This is a genomic window from Thiothrix nivea DSM 5205, from assembly GCF_000260135.1.
In the GTDB taxonomy this organism is placed as follows: Bacteria; Pseudomonadota; Gammaproteobacteria; order Thiotrichales; family Thiotrichaceae; genus Thiothrix; species Thiothrix nivea.
The window spans coordinates 1,746,609-1,762,587 of the sequence record NZ_JH651384.1 but is presented as its reverse complement, the minus strand read 5'-3'; the positions used below and the strand labels follow the sequence as shown (position 1 = coordinate 1,762,587).

General features: G+C 52.9%; 16 protein-coding genes and 1 pseudogene. 9 read left to right on the top strand and 8 right to left on the bottom strand.

Features of this window, described 5'->3' with window-relative positions:
* Positions 1 to 140: 140 nt before the first annotated feature.
* Positions 141 to 1,112 carry a hypothetical protein gene (locus THINI_RS08880; protein WP_002708263.1) on the top strand — a complete coding sequence of 324 codons (972 nt, stop codon included), beginning with the start codon at positions 141 to 143 and terminating at the stop codon, positions 1,110 to 1,112.
* On the opposite strand, the gene THINI_RS08875 is transcribed toward THINI_RS08880, so the two are convergent.
* From THINI_RS08875 to hslO, 3 genes are read right to left on the bottom strand one after another with little or no spacing between them, the layout of a single operon-like run.
* The gene (locus THINI_RS08875; RefSeq protein ID WP_002708262.1) at positions 1,109 to 1,876 is read right to left on the bottom strand and encodes an alpha/beta fold hydrolase; all 768 of its coding nucleotides are present in this window, start codon (positions 1,874 to 1,876) and stop codon (positions 1,109 to 1,111) included. The two genes, THINI_RS08880 and THINI_RS08875, sit on opposite strands and share 4 nt — an antisense overlap.
* A complete protein-coding gene (locus THINI_RS08870; RefSeq protein ID WP_002708261.1) occupies positions 1,870 to 2,454 on the bottom strand; it encodes an NAD(P)H-dependent oxidoreductase in 585 nt (194 codons plus the stop codon). The genes THINI_RS08875 and THINI_RS08870 overlap by 7 nt, the downstream gene beginning before the upstream one ends.
* Positions 2,455 to 2,491: 37 nt before the next feature.
* Positions 2,492 to 3,355, bottom strand: coding sequence for an Hsp33 family molecular chaperone HslO (gene hslO, locus THINI_RS08865; RefSeq protein ID WP_002708260.1), 864 nt, complete (start codon positions 3,353 to 3,355; stop codon positions 2,492 to 2,494).
* A 247-nt stretch (positions 3,356 to 3,602) separates the two neighbouring features.
* Between hslO and THINI_RS08860 the strand changes: the two genes are divergently transcribed.
* From THINI_RS08860 to idi, 5 genes are all read left to right on the top strand, one after another.
* Complete coding sequence (locus tag THINI_RS08860; protein ID WP_002708259.1) at positions 3,603 to 4,649, top strand: rod shape-determining protein; 1,047 nt, start codon at positions 3,603 to 3,605, stop codon at positions 4,647 to 4,649.
* Positions 4,646 to 5,581, top strand: a complete 936-nt coding sequence (mreC, locus tag THINI_RS08855) for a rod shape-determining protein MreC (protein ID WP_342610125.1) — start codon at positions 4,646 to 4,648, stop codon at positions 5,579 to 5,581. Before THINI_RS08860 ends, mreC begins: the two co-directional genes overlap by 4 nt.
* Positions 5,571 to 6,062, top strand: a complete 492-nt coding sequence (mreD, locus tag THINI_RS08850; protein WP_002708257.1) for a rod shape-determining protein MreD — start codon at positions 5,571 to 5,573, stop codon at positions 6,060 to 6,062. The genes mreC and mreD overlap by 11 nt, the downstream gene beginning before the upstream one ends.
* A 122-nt stretch (positions 6,063 to 6,184) precedes the next feature.
* Positions 6,185 to 7,168 (top strand): GTP cyclohydrolase FolE2, encoded by a 984-nt coding sequence (folE2, locus tag THINI_RS08845; RefSeq protein WP_002708256.1) that lies wholly within the window; start codon positions 6,185 to 6,187, stop codon positions 7,166 to 7,168.
* A gap of 6 nt (positions 7,169 to 7,174) precedes the next feature.
* Positions 7,175 to 7,726, top strand: coding sequence for an isopentenyl-diphosphate Delta-isomerase (gene idi, locus THINI_RS08840; RefSeq protein ID WP_002708255.1), 552 nt, complete (start codon positions 7,175 to 7,177; stop codon positions 7,724 to 7,726).
* Here the strand turns inward: idi and murU are convergent.
* A complete protein-coding gene (gene murU / locus THINI_RS08835; RefSeq protein ID WP_002708254.1) occupies positions 7,710 to 8,390 on the bottom strand; it encodes an N-acetylmuramate alpha-1-phosphate uridylyltransferase MurU in 681 nt (226 codons plus the stop codon). The two genes, idi and murU, sit on opposite strands and share 17 nt — an antisense overlap.
* 5 nt (positions 8,391 to 8,395) lie before the next feature.
* Positions 8,396 to 9,403, bottom strand: coding sequence for an aminoglycoside phosphotransferase family protein (locus THINI_RS08830; protein WP_002708253.1), 1,008 nt, complete (start codon positions 9,401 to 9,403; stop codon positions 8,396 to 8,398).
* A gap of 95 nt (positions 9,404 to 9,498) precedes the next feature.
* Between THINI_RS08830 and THINI_RS08825 the strand changes: the two genes are divergently transcribed.
* A complete protein-coding gene (locus tag THINI_RS08825) occupies positions 9,499 to 9,960 on the top strand; it encodes a hypothetical protein (protein WP_002708252.1) in 462 nt (153 codons plus the stop codon).
* 41 nt (positions 9,961 to 10,001) lie between these two features.
* Here THINI_RS08825 and THINI_RS08820 read toward each other — a convergent pair whose 3' ends face one another.
* Positions 10,002 to 11,588 (bottom strand): ATP-binding protein, encoded by a 1,587-nt coding sequence (locus THINI_RS08820; protein ID WP_002708251.1) that lies wholly within the window; start codon positions 11,586 to 11,588, stop codon positions 10,002 to 10,004.
* Positions 11,589 to 11,646: 58 nt separating this feature from the next.
* Positions 11,647 to 12,312, bottom strand: coding sequence for an NBR1-Ig-like domain-containing protein (locus THINI_RS08815; RefSeq protein ID WP_002708250.1), 666 nt, complete (start codon positions 12,310 to 12,312; stop codon positions 11,647 to 11,649).
* 234 nt (positions 12,313 to 12,546) lie between these two features.
* On the opposite strand from THINI_RS08815, the gene THINI_RS24245 reads away from it, so the two are divergent.
* The gene (locus tag THINI_RS24245) at positions 12,547 to 13,731 is read left to right on the top strand and encodes an FAD-dependent oxidoreductase (protein ID WP_081485810.1); all 1,185 of its coding nucleotides are present in this window, start codon (positions 12,547 to 12,549) and stop codon (positions 13,729 to 13,731) included.
* Here the strand turns inward: THINI_RS24245 and THINI_RS27240 are convergent.
* Positions 13,668 to 14,604 (bottom strand): annotated as a pseudogene (locus THINI_RS27240) (IS1595 family transposase). The gene THINI_RS24245 and the pseudogene THINI_RS27240 sit on opposite strands and share 64 nt — an antisense overlap.
* A gap of 24 nt (positions 14,605 to 14,628) precedes the next feature.
* Here THINI_RS27240 and THINI_RS08800 point away from each other — a divergent pair.
* A complete protein-coding gene (locus tag THINI_RS08800; RefSeq protein ID WP_040839311.1) occupies positions 14,629 to 15,960 on the top strand; it encodes an FAD-dependent oxidoreductase in 1,332 nt (443 codons plus the stop codon).
* Positions 15,961 to 15,979: the final 19 nt, after the last annotated feature.

The following is a 15,979-nucleotide window of genomic DNA, read 5'->3' as shown; positions in this document are numbered from 1 at the left end:
TGCTTTTTTGTGGCGCTCGTCGGGTCGTGATTTCCCGACGGGCCAATTTCACTTATAGTCTGATCAAAATAATAAAGCGAATTGTCTTATTGCCTTGATAATCTAGGCAAATAATAAAAATAACGAGGAGACAACCAAGAATGAAAAAAAGAGCCGCCCTTTTGTTCGCGGGCTTTGCCAGTGTCGGCTTGTCTGCGTGCAGCCCTGCTACCCAGTCAGTCCGGGGAGCCAGCACAGCCTCCATTTCCCAGCATAGCACCGGTTACTCTGATTCCAGCGAACCCATCTTTGTGATGCACAACCCAGCAGCGCAGAACGCTTCCTATGGTTCCCATTATGCTTCCCAGAATGTCAGCCGCCCCAGCAATTATGCCCATGGTGGAATGCCGGAGCTGTCACCGGTTGAACTACGGGTGATCGGCGACCAGATTTTCAAAAATGAAGGTGGCGGGGATATTGATAAGTTGGTGCATTGGAATGATGGGGAGGATTTCGCCTCCATGGGGATTGGCCATTTTACCTGGTATCCGGTGGGGCGCAGTGGGCGTTTTGGCAGTACTTTCCCGGAATTGCTGAGCTACATGCAGGAGCGCGGCGTGCGGATTCCTGCCTGGTTGCCACGCAATGGCGCGCCTTGGCATAGCAAGGGGCAGATGATGGTAGCTAAACATACGCCGCAGGTTCAGGAACTGAAAGATTTCCTCTACCAGACCCGCATGTTGCAGGCGCAATTCATTGTTGACCGTACCCGCCGTGCCATGCCCAAACTGATCATGACAACGCCGGATCACCTGCGCTCACATGTTGCCAGGAACCTGAACGCCGTTGCCAATACCCCCGGCGGTTGGTATGCGCTGATTGATTACACCAATTTCAAGGGTGAAGGCTTGAACCGCAGCGGTGGCTACAATGGCCAGAACTGGGGCTTGTTGCAGGTGCTGGAAGAAATGCGCCCCAGCCGCCCTGGCCAACAGGCGTTGCACGAATTTGCCGACGCTGCCATACGGGTACTGGATCGCCGGGTCAGGAATTCGCCGCCTGCACGCAACGAGCGCCGCTGGATGGCGGGCTGGTCAAGCCGGGTGAATACTTACCGGCACATGCTGGTCTAGTCCAGAAAACTTTCCACTAGCGTAATAAATTCAGCAGGCGTCTGCACATGTGGCAGATGCCCTGCTGCCTCAATCACGGCCAGTTCGGCAGCAGGGAAATGCTGCCGGATCAGTTGCCGGTCTGTTTCCGCCACATAATCCGACTGCCCACCGTGGATGAACAGGGCGGGCGCGGCGCATTGCACGTCACTGGCCGGGAAGCCGGAAATTTTCAGGTAATGGCGGGCGATTTCGGGCAGGTTGCATTGCCAGTAAAAACGGCCAGCGCGGTTGCGCCCCAGGTTCTTGAGCAGGAAACCGCGCTCAAACGGGTGTTTGACGGTTGGTGCGAGCCATTCATCTGCCTGTTTGCGGCTGCCGAGTTCCGCCAGCGGCATGGTGAGCATGGCTTGCAGCAATGCCTGATGGCGCGGCGGGTAGGTTTTGGGGGCAATATCCACCACCAGCAGGCGCTGGATCAGGTCGGGTTGTTGCAAGGCCAGTGTCATGGCAGCCTTGCCGCCCATGGAATGCCCCATCAGGTCAAACCGCGCAATCGCTAGCGCATCCAGCAATTCCAGCAGGTCATCCGCCATTTGCCGGTAGGACATGCCTTCCACATGCGGCGAGCCGCCATGGTTGCGCAGGTCTACCGCCAACACGCTGCGTTTGCCCGTTTGGCTGCGGGCAAAGGTATTCCAGTTATCCAGCGAACCCAGCAGGCCATGCAGCACGACCAGTGGCGGCCTGCCATCCGCTTCGCCGTGGAATTGATGGTTCAGCACGCGAAGTCACGCCCCATGCTGGCAATGTTATCCAGAATGCCCGCCCGCTCCGCATCGCTCAGGGCAGGGACATTGTAGTAAATGCTGTGGCGCACATCCTGAAGCCCGCAGAAAGCTAATGTGCCATCCGTTACCGGGCGGTAGATCAGGTGTTCGGCGTCGGTTTTGCGGAAAAAGTCTTCCGAGCCGCCCGCCGTAATCAGCACCAGCGCGCGTTGGTGTTGCAGCAAGCCTTTCACACCTTCCTGCGAATACTCAAACGCGGTGCCATTGGTCAGTACATGGTCAAACCAGCCTTTGAGGATGGCGGGGCGATCAAACCACCATAGCGGGTAAATGAATACCAGCCCATTGGCCCACAGCAGGTCTTCCTGCTCACGGCGGATTTTCTCCGGAATTACGCCGGTTTGCAGGACAGCAAGGTCGGATGCCCGTAATACCGGGTCGAAATCTTCAGCGTACAGGTCTTTGACCCGCACTTCGTGGCCGCCTTCCAAGAGGCCGCGCTGGCAGTATTCCAGCATCGCATGGTTGAAGCTGGCAGGGTTGGGGTGGGCGTAAACGATCAAAACACGCATGAGGTTTCCAGGTTTTCAGTTGTTATTCGGTTAATGGTCAGTGCAGGGTGTCGCTGCCGGGCATTGATGGCTTAAACAACTGCCCGATGTCGACAGCATCCAGCGTATAACTGGCGTTGCAGAATTCGCAAATAATCTCGATTTTTCCCTGCTCTTCCAGCACGTTTTCGGCTTCGGCCTGACCGAGGGAGCGGATCATGCTTTCCACCTTGTCGCGGTTGCAACCGCAATGGAAGCGGATTTCCTTGCCATCAAACAGGCGCACATTTTCTTCGTGGAACAGGCGGAACAGCACGTCTTCCGCCGCCAGGTGCGTCAGTTCGGCGCTGGTCAGGGTGTCGAGCAGCATGGAAACGCGCCCCCAGTCTTCGTCGCTGGCCTGTTCCTGCGGCAGGCGCTGCAACAGGATGCCCGCTGCAATGGCGTCATCCGACATCAGCCACAGGCGGGTGGGGAGTTGTTCGGAACGGGCGAAATAACTTTCCAGCGCCTGGCTTAAGGATTCGCCTTCCAACGGGATCAGGCTTTGGTAACGCTCGTTGCTGTGGCGCGATTCCAGAGTGATGGCCATATTGGCCTCGCCGAACAGGTCGGGCAGGGCGGTCGAGTCAGTTTCCCGGTTCCATTGGGCAAGGCCGCGCACTGTTCCCTGCGCGGTTGCCTGAATGACCAGCAGGTGAATGGGGCCATCACCGCGTATTTGCAGGGTCAGCGCGCCATCATGCTTGATGGTGGCAGCCAGCAGGACGGCGGCGGTCAGGGCTTCACCCAGTACCTTCCTGACAAAGGGCGGGTAGTCCGCGCGGGTTAGCATATCCTGCCAGGTATGGTTCAGGTGCAACCATTCGCCGCGTACATGGGCGTTTTCGAGCATAAACCGTTTTAATGTATCTGCTGACATGTCATCCATTCTACTATAAGTGGGGCAATGGCTTTCTAAACCTTGGCCAATCTGGTAAAAAGTCGCCTGTTTTGGCCGGAACGTGAACTTATCACACAACCCGGCTTGCCCAAAGTGGTCGTGATTGCTACATTTAGCGGATTATTTTGGGGGCCGCCCAAGGGTGGTCTTTTTATGCAAAAACGACAAGCACCCTGGATGTGTTACCGTACCCCATTTATTTAGCTTAAGCCGGATTTACCAAATTATGTTCAGAGCCCTTTCAGGTTTGTTTTCCAATGATATTTCCATTGACCTGGGCACAGCCAATACCCTGATTTACATGCGCGGCAAAGGTATCGTACTGGATGAGCCTTCCGTCGTCGCCATTCGCCAGGATCGCGGCCCCGGCGGCCCCAAGTCGATTGAGGCAGTTGGTGTTGAGGCCAAAAAGATGCTGGGCCGCACCCCGGAAAACATTACCGCGATCCGCCCGATGAAAGACGGGGTGATTGCCGATTTCACCTACACCGAAAAAATGTTGCAACACTTTATCCGCAAGGTGGATGCGGGCCGTATCCTGCGCCCCAGCCCACGGGTGGTGATTTGCGTGCCATGTGGTGCTACCCAGGTGGAACGCCGCGCGATCAAGGATTCAGCCCTCGGGGCAGGCGCGCGCAAGGTTTACCTGATTGAGGAACCGATGGCGGCAGCTATTGGCGCTGGCATCCCGGTGGATGAGGCGGTTGGTTCCATGGTGCTGGATATTGGTGGCGGCACTTCCGAAGTGGCCATTATGTCCCTGCGTGGCATTGTGTATTCCGCTTCTGTACGTATCGGTGGCGACCGTCTGGATGATGCCATCATCAGCTACGTGCGCCGCAACTACGGCATGTTGATCGGTGAGGCGACCGCAGAACGTATCAAATGCGAAATCGGTTCCGCCTACCCCGGCAAGGAACTGCTGGAAATTGAAGTCAAGGGGCGCAACCTGTCCGAAGGCGTGCCGCGCAGTTTCACCCTGACCAGCAATGAAATCCTCGAAGCCTTGCAGGAGCCATTGTTCGGTATCGTCAGCGCTGTCAAGACCGCGCTGGAGCAGACCCCGCCGGAACTGGCTGCCGACGTTGCCGACCGTGGTATTGTCCTGACTGGTGGCGGTGCATTGCTGCGCGACCTGGATCGCCTGTTGATGGAGGAAACCGGTATCCCGGTGGTGATCGCGGACGATCCGCTGACCTGTGTTGCCCGTGGTGGCGGCAAAATTCTGGAAATCATGGAAGAAGAAGGCGTCAACTTCCTCGCCACTGACTGATCAACTGCTCACAAGACTTTGACAGGGCAGCGGAGGCGGCCATTAACGACATTAACTACCACGCTACGCCGGGTTTCTCATTCCGGTTCATGGTGCTGGTTCTCGGAGCGCTGATTTTGATGGCCGTGGATAACCGGAATCCGGCGGCGCTTGCGCCTGTCCGCACGCTGGCCACCATGGTGGTATACCCGATACTGGCCAGTGTCGATTTCCCGCAGCGGTTTTACCAACGTTCTAGCGGTTTCTTTTCCGTGCAAAGCCAGTTGGCCGAGGAAAATGCAGTCCTCAAGCAGCAGGCGCAGGTCTACGCAGCCCAACAGCAGGATATGGCTACCATCCAGGCTGAAAACCAGCGTATGCGTGAAATGCTCAGTGCTGCCCCGCGTGACGCTTATTCCTTTTCCATGGCGGAAGTCCTCAAAGTGGCGAAAGACCCGGTGCGTGGCATGGTGACGCTGAACAAAGGATCCCGCGATGGCGTGTACGAAAGCCAGGTGGTGCTGGATGGTGACAAGATTTATGGGCAGGTGGTGAATGTGACCCCTTTCAGTGCCACAGTCATGCAACTGGCAGACCGCGAGCATTCCATCCCGGTGCAAAACCAGCGCAATGGCGAACGTGGGCTGGTGAATGGGCTTGGGCGGGGTATGCCGCTGGAAATCAAATATTTACCTGCCAATAGTACGGTGGCGGAAGGCGATGTTTTCGTTTCCTCCGGTATGGGCGGGCTGTTTCCGCCAGGACTGAAGGTGGCAAAAGTTTACCCGGGCGGCATCCAGTTCCAACAGGGTGGTGATGCCACCGTGCGGGCGATGCCGCTGGTGGATTACGAAGCCGTGCGGGAAGTGCTGCTGGTGTGGAAAAATCCGGGAGAGGAAGCCGCTGTCCCGTTACCTGCATCAGCAGATGAGGGGGGAAGCAATGCCCGTTAAAGACCCGCGTTTTCCCGGTGCTGTGTTACTGACCCTGCTGATCGCCACTATCCTTGCGGTCATTCCGTTGGGTGAGCATTTGTCTTTCTGGCGTCCTGAATGGATTGCCTTGACCTTGATACATTGGGCGCTGATTATCCGTGACCGTCTGGGTCTCGTCATGGTGTTTGGCGTAGGTCTGGTCATGGATGCCCTGTACGGTTCCCTGCTGGGGCAGCACGCGCTGGGGTATGTATTGGTCACTTATCTGGCAGTCCGCTTGAGCCTGCGCATGACGCCGGAAGCCTTCCTCCAGCAGTTGGCGCTGTTGTTTGCCATTATGGGCTTATACATGCTGGTCAACCTGTGGATACAGGGCGTGACGGGGGGCGGCGGCCAGGGCGGATGGTTGTATTGGGCATCCCTGCCGAGCAGTATCGCCATTTGGCCGGTTTATCATTCCCTGTTGGGATATTTTCATATTCAACGGAAAGCCCTTTAATGGGCGGTTTGTTCGTTCAGTATCAGAAATGCTGCTGAATGGCAGGTAAATTTCCCCACTGCCAGCCGTTCTGCTACGGTGGAGCCATTAAAGCCTGCCCTGAGTGAAGAGGAATACGCATTATGTCTACAATTGCCTGCCAGGAACTGCCATGTGCTGTGATGCCTGACGTTGCCAAACAACCTCATGCAGGCCCCAAAGGTACACTCAACTGGGTCGGCATGAGCCAGATCGAACTGCCGGTATTCCTGCGTGGCCCCAGTGGTGATCGGGTGCAGACGCTGGCGCGGGTGCAGGCGTATGTCAACCTGATCGACCCCAACAGCAAGGGTATCCACATGTCGCGCCTGTATGTGGCGCTGGATAACATCCTCGGGATGCATGACCTGACCCCCGAAGTGCTGCGTGAAACCATTACCCAGTTCGTCGATACCCATGGGGGGCTGAGTGATGCCGCTTACCTGGAATGCCGCTTTGATTATTTCGAGCGCCGTAATTCCCTGCTAAGCGACAACAGCGGCTGGAAAAATTACCCCGTCAAGGTGGCCGCTACCCTGCGCAATGGCCAGATCGACACGGAACTGAGCCTGGAAGTGCCTTATTCCTCAACCTGCCCTTGTTCGGCTGCCTTGGCGCGCCAGTTAATCCAGGAAGGTTTCCGCAAAACCTTTGGTCAGGATGCAGGGGTGGTAGACGCCGATAGTGTATACGAATGGCTAGGGACTACCCATGGCATCCGCGCTACCCCGCATAGCCAGCGCAGTATCGCCCAGGTGCGGATCAAGCTGGCGGAAAAAGTGCGCAACCTGCCCATCACCAGCCTGATTGACCGGGTGGAAGGCGCGCTGCAAACGCCAGTACAAGCCACCGTCAAGCGTGAGGATGAGCAGGAATTTGCCCGTCTGAACGCTGCCAACCTGATGTTCTGTGAAGATGCCGCCCGGCGTTTGAAAAATGCCCTTAACGATGATATTTCCGTGCGTGATTTCTGGCTGCGGGTGAACCATATGGAAAGCCTGCACGCCCACGATGCTGTCGCCATCGTCGTCAAGGGCGTGGAAGGTGGTTATCGTGACGACCCACGGGAATACGTGCACCCGACCTGATTTGTTGTGGAAGAAGTCGTTCTCGTTGATGCGGGCAATGCCGTTCTCGGCACTATGCCCAAGTATCTGGTGCATACCCTGCACACCCCGTTGCACCGGGGCTTTTCAGCCTTTATCTTTAATCCGCAAGGCAAGTTGCTGCTGCAACAGCGCAGCTTCAGCAAACTGACTTGGCCGGGGTTCTGGTCGAATTCCTGCTGCGGGCATCCGGCTCTAGGGGAGTCCGTTACTGAAGCCATTCAGCGGCGGGCGTGGGTTGAGTTGGGTATACATGTCCATGATCTGCAAGAAGCCTTGCCGGATTTTCATTACTGCTGCGAACACCAAGGCGTCGTGGAAAACGAAATTTGCCCTGTGTGGCTGGCGCGTACTGCTGATGAGCCGTACCCTGACCCGCTGGAGGTTGCCACCACCTGCTGGAGTGGGTGGGGTGATTTTATGCAGTTGCTGAAGGCTGATAGCGTTGGGCATTACTCGCCGTGGTGCAAACTGGAATCCGCGTTGCTGGGGGAGGCCGTGAGCCGTTTTCTGGGTGTGCCGATTACGTCTGCCTCATGAGCGCACGCAAATCCTGATCCAGTTCTGTCAGCCGTTCCGGTGTACCGATATCACGCCAGTCACCGCTGAACAGTTCCCCACCAACTTTTTCCTGTGCCATGATTTCCCGCAGCAGCGGAGCCAGCGGGCGTTTGCCGTAAGGCAAGCCTGCAAACAGTTGTGGGCGGTAGTAACCGATGCCGCTGAACGTGTAACGGGGTTCCCCTGCATCCAGTACCCGTTGCCCCGGCAGGGCGAAGTCCCCCTGTGGATGGTGCGTAGGGTTATTGACCAGTACCAGATGGGCGAGGTCATTATTCGCCAGCGTAAGCGGCAGGCAAGGGTAATCACACCAGACATCGCCATTCACCACCAGAAAAGGTTCACTCCCCAGCAGCGGCAGTGCCTTGATAATGCCGCCAGCGGTTTCCAGCGCGCCTTCCTGTTGTTCGTCGGAATAATGCAATCTGACATCCCAGCGGGAGCCATCGCCCAGGGCTTGTGGGATTTTCCAGCCCAGCCAGGCCAGGTTGATCACAATGTCGCGGAAACCGGCACGCGCCAGTTTTTCGATATGCCAGACTATCAGGGGCTTGCCGCCAGCGAGAAGCAACGGTTTGGGGGTGTGGTCGGTGAGCGGGCGCATCCGGGTTCCGTGCCCGGCGGCAAGAATCATGGCTTTCATGGGAATCAGTCGGGAATATACACTGTGCCGATACGGTCAGGGATGCCGACGCTACGCATCCATTCCACCAGTTCGCTGGTTTCGGGGTGGCGGGAGCCGATTTCCAGCACGTAACTGAGTACCAGTGGCAAATCATTCAGGTATCCGGGCTTGCCGTCACGGTGGTTGAGGCGGGCAAAAATGCCCAGTACCTTGAGGTGGCGTTGCAGGCCCATCAGGTCAAACCATTGCAGATAGGTTTGCTGGTCAACCGGGGGCAGGATGCCGGCAGAAATGGCTTCCTTGCGGTAGCAGTCCACCCACCATTCCACCTTGCTTTGTGGCCAGACGATGTAGCAGTCGCGCAGTAGGGAAACCAGGTCGTAAGTGGTAGGGCCAATGACCGCATCCTGATAGTCGATGATGCCGGGGCTATGCTCTTGCGTGATCATCAGGTTGCGGCTGTGGAAATCGCGGTGGACAAAGCTGACCGGTTGGCCGATGGCAGATTCGATCAGGTCTTCAAAGGTCTGCTGAATCAGCTTGTGTGGAATGTCGGCGTCACTGAAGCCCAAATGGGTTTTCAGGAACCATTCCGGCATCAGCCCCATTTCCGTGCGCAGAAGGCGTTCACTGTAGGCGGGCAAGTGGTCGCAATCAGCTTCCTGCAAATGCAATAGGGCTTGCAGGGCGTCAGCATACAAGTCCTTGAAGGTTTCTGGGTTCAGTTGGCTAAGGTAGCTGGTGTTGCCCAGGTCTTCCAACAGCAGGAATCCGTCCAGCAGGTTTTGCGCCAGCAGTTGCGGGACATGCACGCCAGTCAGTTGCAGGCGGTGGGTGACATCGATAAAGGGGCGGATGTCTTCCTTGTCCGGCGGTGCGTCCATGCAGATGACGGTGCCTTCTGCCCCACGGGCGCGGAAGTAACGGCGGAAACTGGCATCGGCGGAAGCAGGTTCCAATAGGGCGTGTTCCCAGCCCGGAAGGCTGTTGACCCACTGGGTTAATTGCTCAAGACGTACATCCTGTGTCATAACTGCTGCCTTTCCTGCCTCGTGTGACTGGGCGTAAAAGCGTATCCTAGCACGACAAGCTTTCTGTGAATTGAACAATAAAGTGGCGAACTTTCATGACCCATGCGGATGACCTGTGGCCAACCCCGGAATACTATCAGCAAGTAGAAAAGTTGCGCAGAATGATTGGGCAACCGGTGTATGTGGTGGAAATCAATTCGACTGAAATCAATGCGGGCGTGCATTTTCCCGGCCAACCGCTGGTGTTGCTGGCGATTGTCGATTTTCCCCGGCCAGACCCTTACCGGCAGCTGTGCCCACACCTGCTGGTGCTGGATGATGGGCGTGGGGTGAATCTGGGGCGGGTGGCGCGGGTTAGCCGTAACAGTGCTTTTACCCCACAGGCGGAGGATGTGCTGTTCATCAACCGGGAGTTTGCGGAGGGGGTGTTGTTTGCGCCACGCAGTTTGAGCCGGGAATCGGTGGCGGCGACCACACGGGCGGCGTTGGGCAGGATGTTGGGGAAGGGGCCGGAGGCGGCGTTGTTGCATCAGAAGCGCGGGGAGGAAGGGGCGTGAACGGAGTTACATCCCGTAGCGGGTCGTATTGCAATACGTATTCAATGAACCCGGTCTGGTGGACTTGCATCCGTTACAGCGAGATCACCCCTTTCCCATTCAAACCCGACGATGTTGCGGGTTTGCTTGCTGAACTCGACCCCCACCAGCCATAACGCCTGCTCCTCCCGGTATTTGTCCGCATAGCCCTTGGCCTTGATTTGCGCCAAAGCACTGCCATCCGCCCGGTCAGTGTTGACTACCTTGAATTCAAACACAAACACGCTGCCTTCCACCATTACCGTCAAGTCAATCTGCCCGACGGAGGTGACATCTTCCGGGATGGTATTTGCCCCGCAGGCGACCATGTGGGCGTAGAACAGGCTGGCGTAATAGCCTTCGTACTGGTCGAGGTGGTTGTTCCTGTACCAGTCGTGCGGGATGCCTGCGAAAAAGCGCTTGAACGTATCGCGCAGCCCTTCCATATCCGTTTTTGCCAGCAGGCGGTAGAGTTGCAGGCTGATTTGGGCGGCGCGGCTGACAGGTGGGGTCAGGTAGCTGAGCAGGTGGGTATTGAGGCTGAGTTTGACCTCCAGGTTGGGGTAGCCGAGTATAAAGCCCAACTGGTTGCCCATTTGCAGGGTTTCGTGGATGGTCAGGTAGCCGGTTTGGAACAGCAGCACTTCGGCTGGCATGTCATCCATGTCGAAACTGCCAAGGCGGGTTTCCTGTACTGCGAACTGTTCCAGTTCCGGCAGGTAGTATTGGCCATCCTTGAGCAGTTTCAGCAGGAAGGTGGGCGTGCCGGTTTCAAACCAGTACGAGCGGTAGGATTTGCCGGTGTCGAGGAACAGCAGGATGTCGAACGGGTTATAAACGCCTTCGCCCAGCCATTGGTAGCCGTTGTACCACTGTTTGAGTTTGGGCAGATCAACGTCGTGCAGGCGTTCGGCGAAACAGTGTTCCAGTTCTGCTTGGGTGTAACCGCACAGGGTGGCGTAGCGCGGGTCGAGGGTGATGTCCTTGAGGTTGTTCAGGCCGCTGAAAATGGAGGCTTTGGAGAACTTGCTGACGCCGGTTAGGAAGACAAAGCGAAGATGGGCATCATGTCCTTTGAGGACGGAATACAGGTTGCGCAGGCCATCACGCATTTCCCCTGCAATGGCCGCATCGGTGAGGTTATCAAGAATGGGCTTGTCGTATTCGTCGATCAGTACGACCACGCGCTGGTTATGGCGCGTATACGCAGTACGGAGCATTTCGCCCAGGCAAGCGGCAATATCACGGTCATTGGCACAGCTTAACTGTAGCTTTTCAGCATTAAGCTGTAACTGGTTACGGATGCTGTTGTCCAGTTGTTCGCGGCTTTGTAGCAAGCCTTCTGCAAAACTGATGGAGATTACCGGGTGCCTGGCCGACCAATCCCATTGCGGGTGAATTGCCAGCCCCTGGAAGAGGGGTTCATTGCCTTCGAACAGTTCCTTGAGGGTATCCACCAGCAGGGACTTGCCGAAACGGCGCGGGCGGGAAAGGAAGTAGTATTGCCCGGCAGTGGCTAGTTGGTGGACGAGGGCGGTTTTGTCCACATAGGTGTAGCCACCCTGAATGATGGTGCTCAGGCTGCTCAGGCCAATAGGTAGTTTTTTCATCTGCTCCTGTCCGTTAACCACGCCTGCCTTGCAGTATAGCGGAAAGCGGTTTTACCCGTCAGAGCGCGATTACCCGCACCAGACAGGAAAGCGGCTCATTTTTGGGGAAACACAGCTCGCCGTTGGCGTCGACCATTTTCCAGCAGGAAATAACCGTGCATGGGTAGCAAGGTGCAGTGAATCTGATAGCAAGTTCAACCCGTTCACCAGGGGTTAAGTCAGGAACCGGATAGCGCTGCTTCGCTGCCCGAAGGCCATGAATGACACGCCTGCCGTCCATTCCACGTACTTCGAGAAGCTCGTTGACACAGATGAGACTGCGGCCTTGCCAGTGGACGGAGCCTGTGTTTTGGATGTTCCAGATTTTCTCAAAAGTAGCGCAAGCTGAAACAGTGCTGCCATCCGGTATGGTCATATCTTCGATAAAACCGATGTCATCACCATTGATGAGGGTATCAGCACGCTCTGAAATGCTGCTGGCATCGTCGTAGGTAAAGTCTATCGATTTGACGTAAAGACTGAGTAGCTCTTGAGGGTGTATGCCGAGAGCGATAGCGAGTTTGAGCAGTGTTTTGAACTTTGCCTCAGCTACGCTGCCATCCAGCAAGTTGTGTAACGTCCGCCGTGATATTTCAGCTTCTTTGGCAAACTGGCTGATCGAGGTTCCTCTGCCAAGTATTTTCTGGCGAAGAAATAGGCTAAATCTAGTATCCACTGTAATCATTCTTCCTATAATTGTGCATCAGGTTGCACAATTATAGGAAGAATGACGCTGTTATATCTATAAAATTAATTTATTATTGTATGATGAAAGTATAGGAGTGCTTGTTAGATTTATGGAGATTTTACGGTTCTGCGTAGCCCTTCCTCAATATGAAATGATTCTTGTTCTTATTTTATTTCTTTATGGGCACATTCATGTTTATGAGTTACATGAAAAATTTAACGGTGGTGATCTATGAGGCTAATTAACAAGATAATCTTGGTTTTTAGTGTTCTTTTAAGTAGTAGCTATGCTAGTGCTAACCCATGTGATGTGGTCGTAGTGGGGGGTACTGCATCAGGTGTAGGAGCGGCTGTGTCCGCTTCGAGAGAAGGAAAAGAGGTTTGTCTGATAACTAGGGTGAAAAAAACTGAAGCAATGGGGGGGATGATTACTAGCGGGTTAAACTTTTCTGATAGTGGGTTGCCTGTATGTAAACCTGATAATGCAGACGTACCAGATTACGAAAAGTGTAGTCATGTTGGGTTAACTTATGATGGTGTTATACCCCATAAAAATGGTTATGAATTAACGTCGGGGTTATTTGATGAGTTTAGAAAGGCTGTTAAAAGTTATTATGATGGGAAAAACTTGGAATCTTGGAATGGTATTCGCCATGAACCAAGTATCGCGAGTAATATTATAGCTGATATGTTAAAGAATACAGGCATTTATTTTTATAAAGGTTATGTTGTTTCTGATGTTGTAATGAGTAATGGGAAAATAGATTCTATTAATATTGAATCCATAGATGACAATGGGCGTCTGTCAGGTGGGGTTAATATAAAAGGTGACTACTTTATAGATGCAACAATTACTGGCGATTTAGCGGAAAAGTCAGGAGTTGGCATGACGATTGGGAGAGAATCAACTGAAACATATAAAGAAGGGTTTGCAGGAGAGTTGTACTGGAATCCTAAAAAAAATAAATTTCTTGATGCTACACCTTTGACATCTAGGAGTGATGAAAAGCTGCAGGCATATTCATATTTTTTAACTGTAAAAAAAGAGAATGCAAAATCTGTTGTTGAAACTGATGTATGGAAAGCCCTAGTGCCGGATTGTTCTATATATAAATTTGACGGCGCTCCTGATTTTTTAGATAGTTGGGCTAAAAATGGATGGTCCCCGGGAGAAAAATATTTTGAAGTTAATGTTCATCCTAAGGGTTCTGATTTGCAAGGGGGAAACTATAATTACCATGCCGCAGATTGGAATGAAAGGGTTGATGTTGAAAATGCACATAAGAAAAGAGCATTGTGTTTTATAAAGTTTTGGCAAGATAAAGGTGAAGGCTCAATATGCGTTTCAGGGTCTTATCCCAACAGCAGCGAAAGCAAGGACTGTAAGGCAGCTTGCCCCCGTTTCCTGATGTTGTGAAGAGACTCGAAGAATGCAAGGTAACACGGTAGCTTTTCTTGTGAGATCCCCCGATGAGGTCGTAACCATGAGCGTAACAGTGACCAAAAACCTTCCATCGTATTGACGTGGACTTCATGGAAACCGTCACCATCTTCGTCACGGGCATATTCGCCTGCGCCATGGTTGACGGTTTTGTGGGCATAGCCCCATTCTTCCAATCGGCTGTAAATGTTGTACTCATCGGTGTAGACCAGCGTGCCTGCTGCCACCGTTTCCACAATCAACGGCTTGATCGTCGTCTGTTTCACATTCGCCAGCATACGGATCACGACCTCCCCGGAACGCTGGATCATGCCGAAAATGGGTGGTTTGTCCTTTTCCAGTGTCCCACGCCCCGGCGCACCTTTCAGGGCGCGGCGGCGACCTTCACGCCCAGCATCCGCGACGGCTTCGGGGTTTCCCTTGTGTCCAGCCTTGACATAAACCTCATCAAATTCAACATTCCCAAACAGGTTTACTGGCGTTTTTTTTCTCGACACCACGCCGTAACTGTTCCGTCATCGCCTGAACATCATCCTTGTTCAACCCCAATTCGCGGGCGATTTGTTGGTTGGACAGTTTCAACGACATCAGGTACAGGCACAACACCCACACCTTCAGCGGCTGGTGGTGGCCTTCAAACACCGTTCCCGTCAGGTCATCAAAACGCTTTTGGCAATCCTTACACTGGTAACGCTGGCGTTCCTGCTGGGTGTCATCCTTGCCTCGACGGATAGTGTCCTGTGAACCGCAGTGCGGACAAATCACCCCATTAGGCCAACGCACGGAACGGACTTGCTCGAAACAGGCGGCATCACTGGTCAGGCTGGAAATACTGATGAGCGAGGTCATAAAGCCTCTCCTTGGCTATCGGAAATGACTAACTTTACCGCTATCCATCACGTTTGCAATGCCGGGGAAAACAAGACCCTGAAACGCATATTGAGCCAAGGTGAAAATATATCATTGGCTACTGAGTTTTTTGAGAAGGGAATGCCTTATCGCATGTATGTGAGGGAAAGTCGAAGAATGAAGGGACAGTATATATTTACTGAAAAAGATTCAACGCCATATGACTTATACAATGCTAGAAAAAATAAAGCAAAAGGGTTTTCTGCTCTTGATCTTAGAGATAAACCTTATAAAAGAGTAACTAATGAAAAGATGAATGCCAGTATTGGATACACTAGTTATCCTATGGATTCTCACGCAGTTAGTAGTTATGATAATTATGATTATTATAGGGATGAAGAAAATGATTTTAATTATTATCATAAAGGGGAAGGTGAGTTTTATTTGCAAAATCTTACAGCCACTGGCGTTATCCCTTTAGGGGTGATTGTTCCAAAAGAAGTAAATAATTTGCTAGTAACCTCCGCAGTTTCTGCAAGTCATGTTGGTTATGGTACCTTGAGAATGGAGCCTGTAAGAATGAACCTAGGGCAAGTGGCGGGCATTGTTTCCTCTTTCTATATAAATAATAAATTGAAAAGTAATGCTGAAATTTTGGAAGAAAAATTAATATGGTCGATACAGAGTAAACTAATAAATATAGGGAAGTTAAGGTTGTATTATTTCTCAGACTTTCCTAAAGGGGATAGGTATGATTATTGGTGGGCGGCTGAGGCAGTTGAGAAGCTGGCTGTGAGAGGATTGTTAAGTGTGCAGCCTCTCTATGATTCTTATGAGTTTAGGCCGAATGATGATATGTCGCGCGGCGATTTTATTGTTATGCTTATGAAGGCGCGTAGGTTTCTAGAAGCTCAAGGGGTCAAGTTGAACAATGACGCCTGTGATAAAGAAGAAAGACAGGCAATGCCATTCTCTGATGTTAGTGCGGATGATGCTAGAACTGAATATATAGAAGAAGCCAGAAGTAAATGTTTTGTTAGCGGCTATAAAGAGGATGGAAAACTTACTGGTTTGTTTAAGCCTGATGTATTTGTTAACCGTGCCGAAGCAACAAAGGTTTTGTTGCTGTCATTTGGTTATTCTATTGATCCTGACTATGATGGTGTCTTTCCAGATGTGTTAGAGAATGAGTGGTTCTCTAGATATGTTGAAACTGCTCATGTGAATGGTTTGGTTACAGGATATGAGAAAGGTGAGTTTGCAGGTCTTTTTAAGCCAGCAAAAACCATTAAGAGAGCTGAGGCTGCTTTGATATTGTATAGAGCAATAAATAATAACTATCCGCTGTTTAAGTAAAAAAGATGTTGTGGGTTTT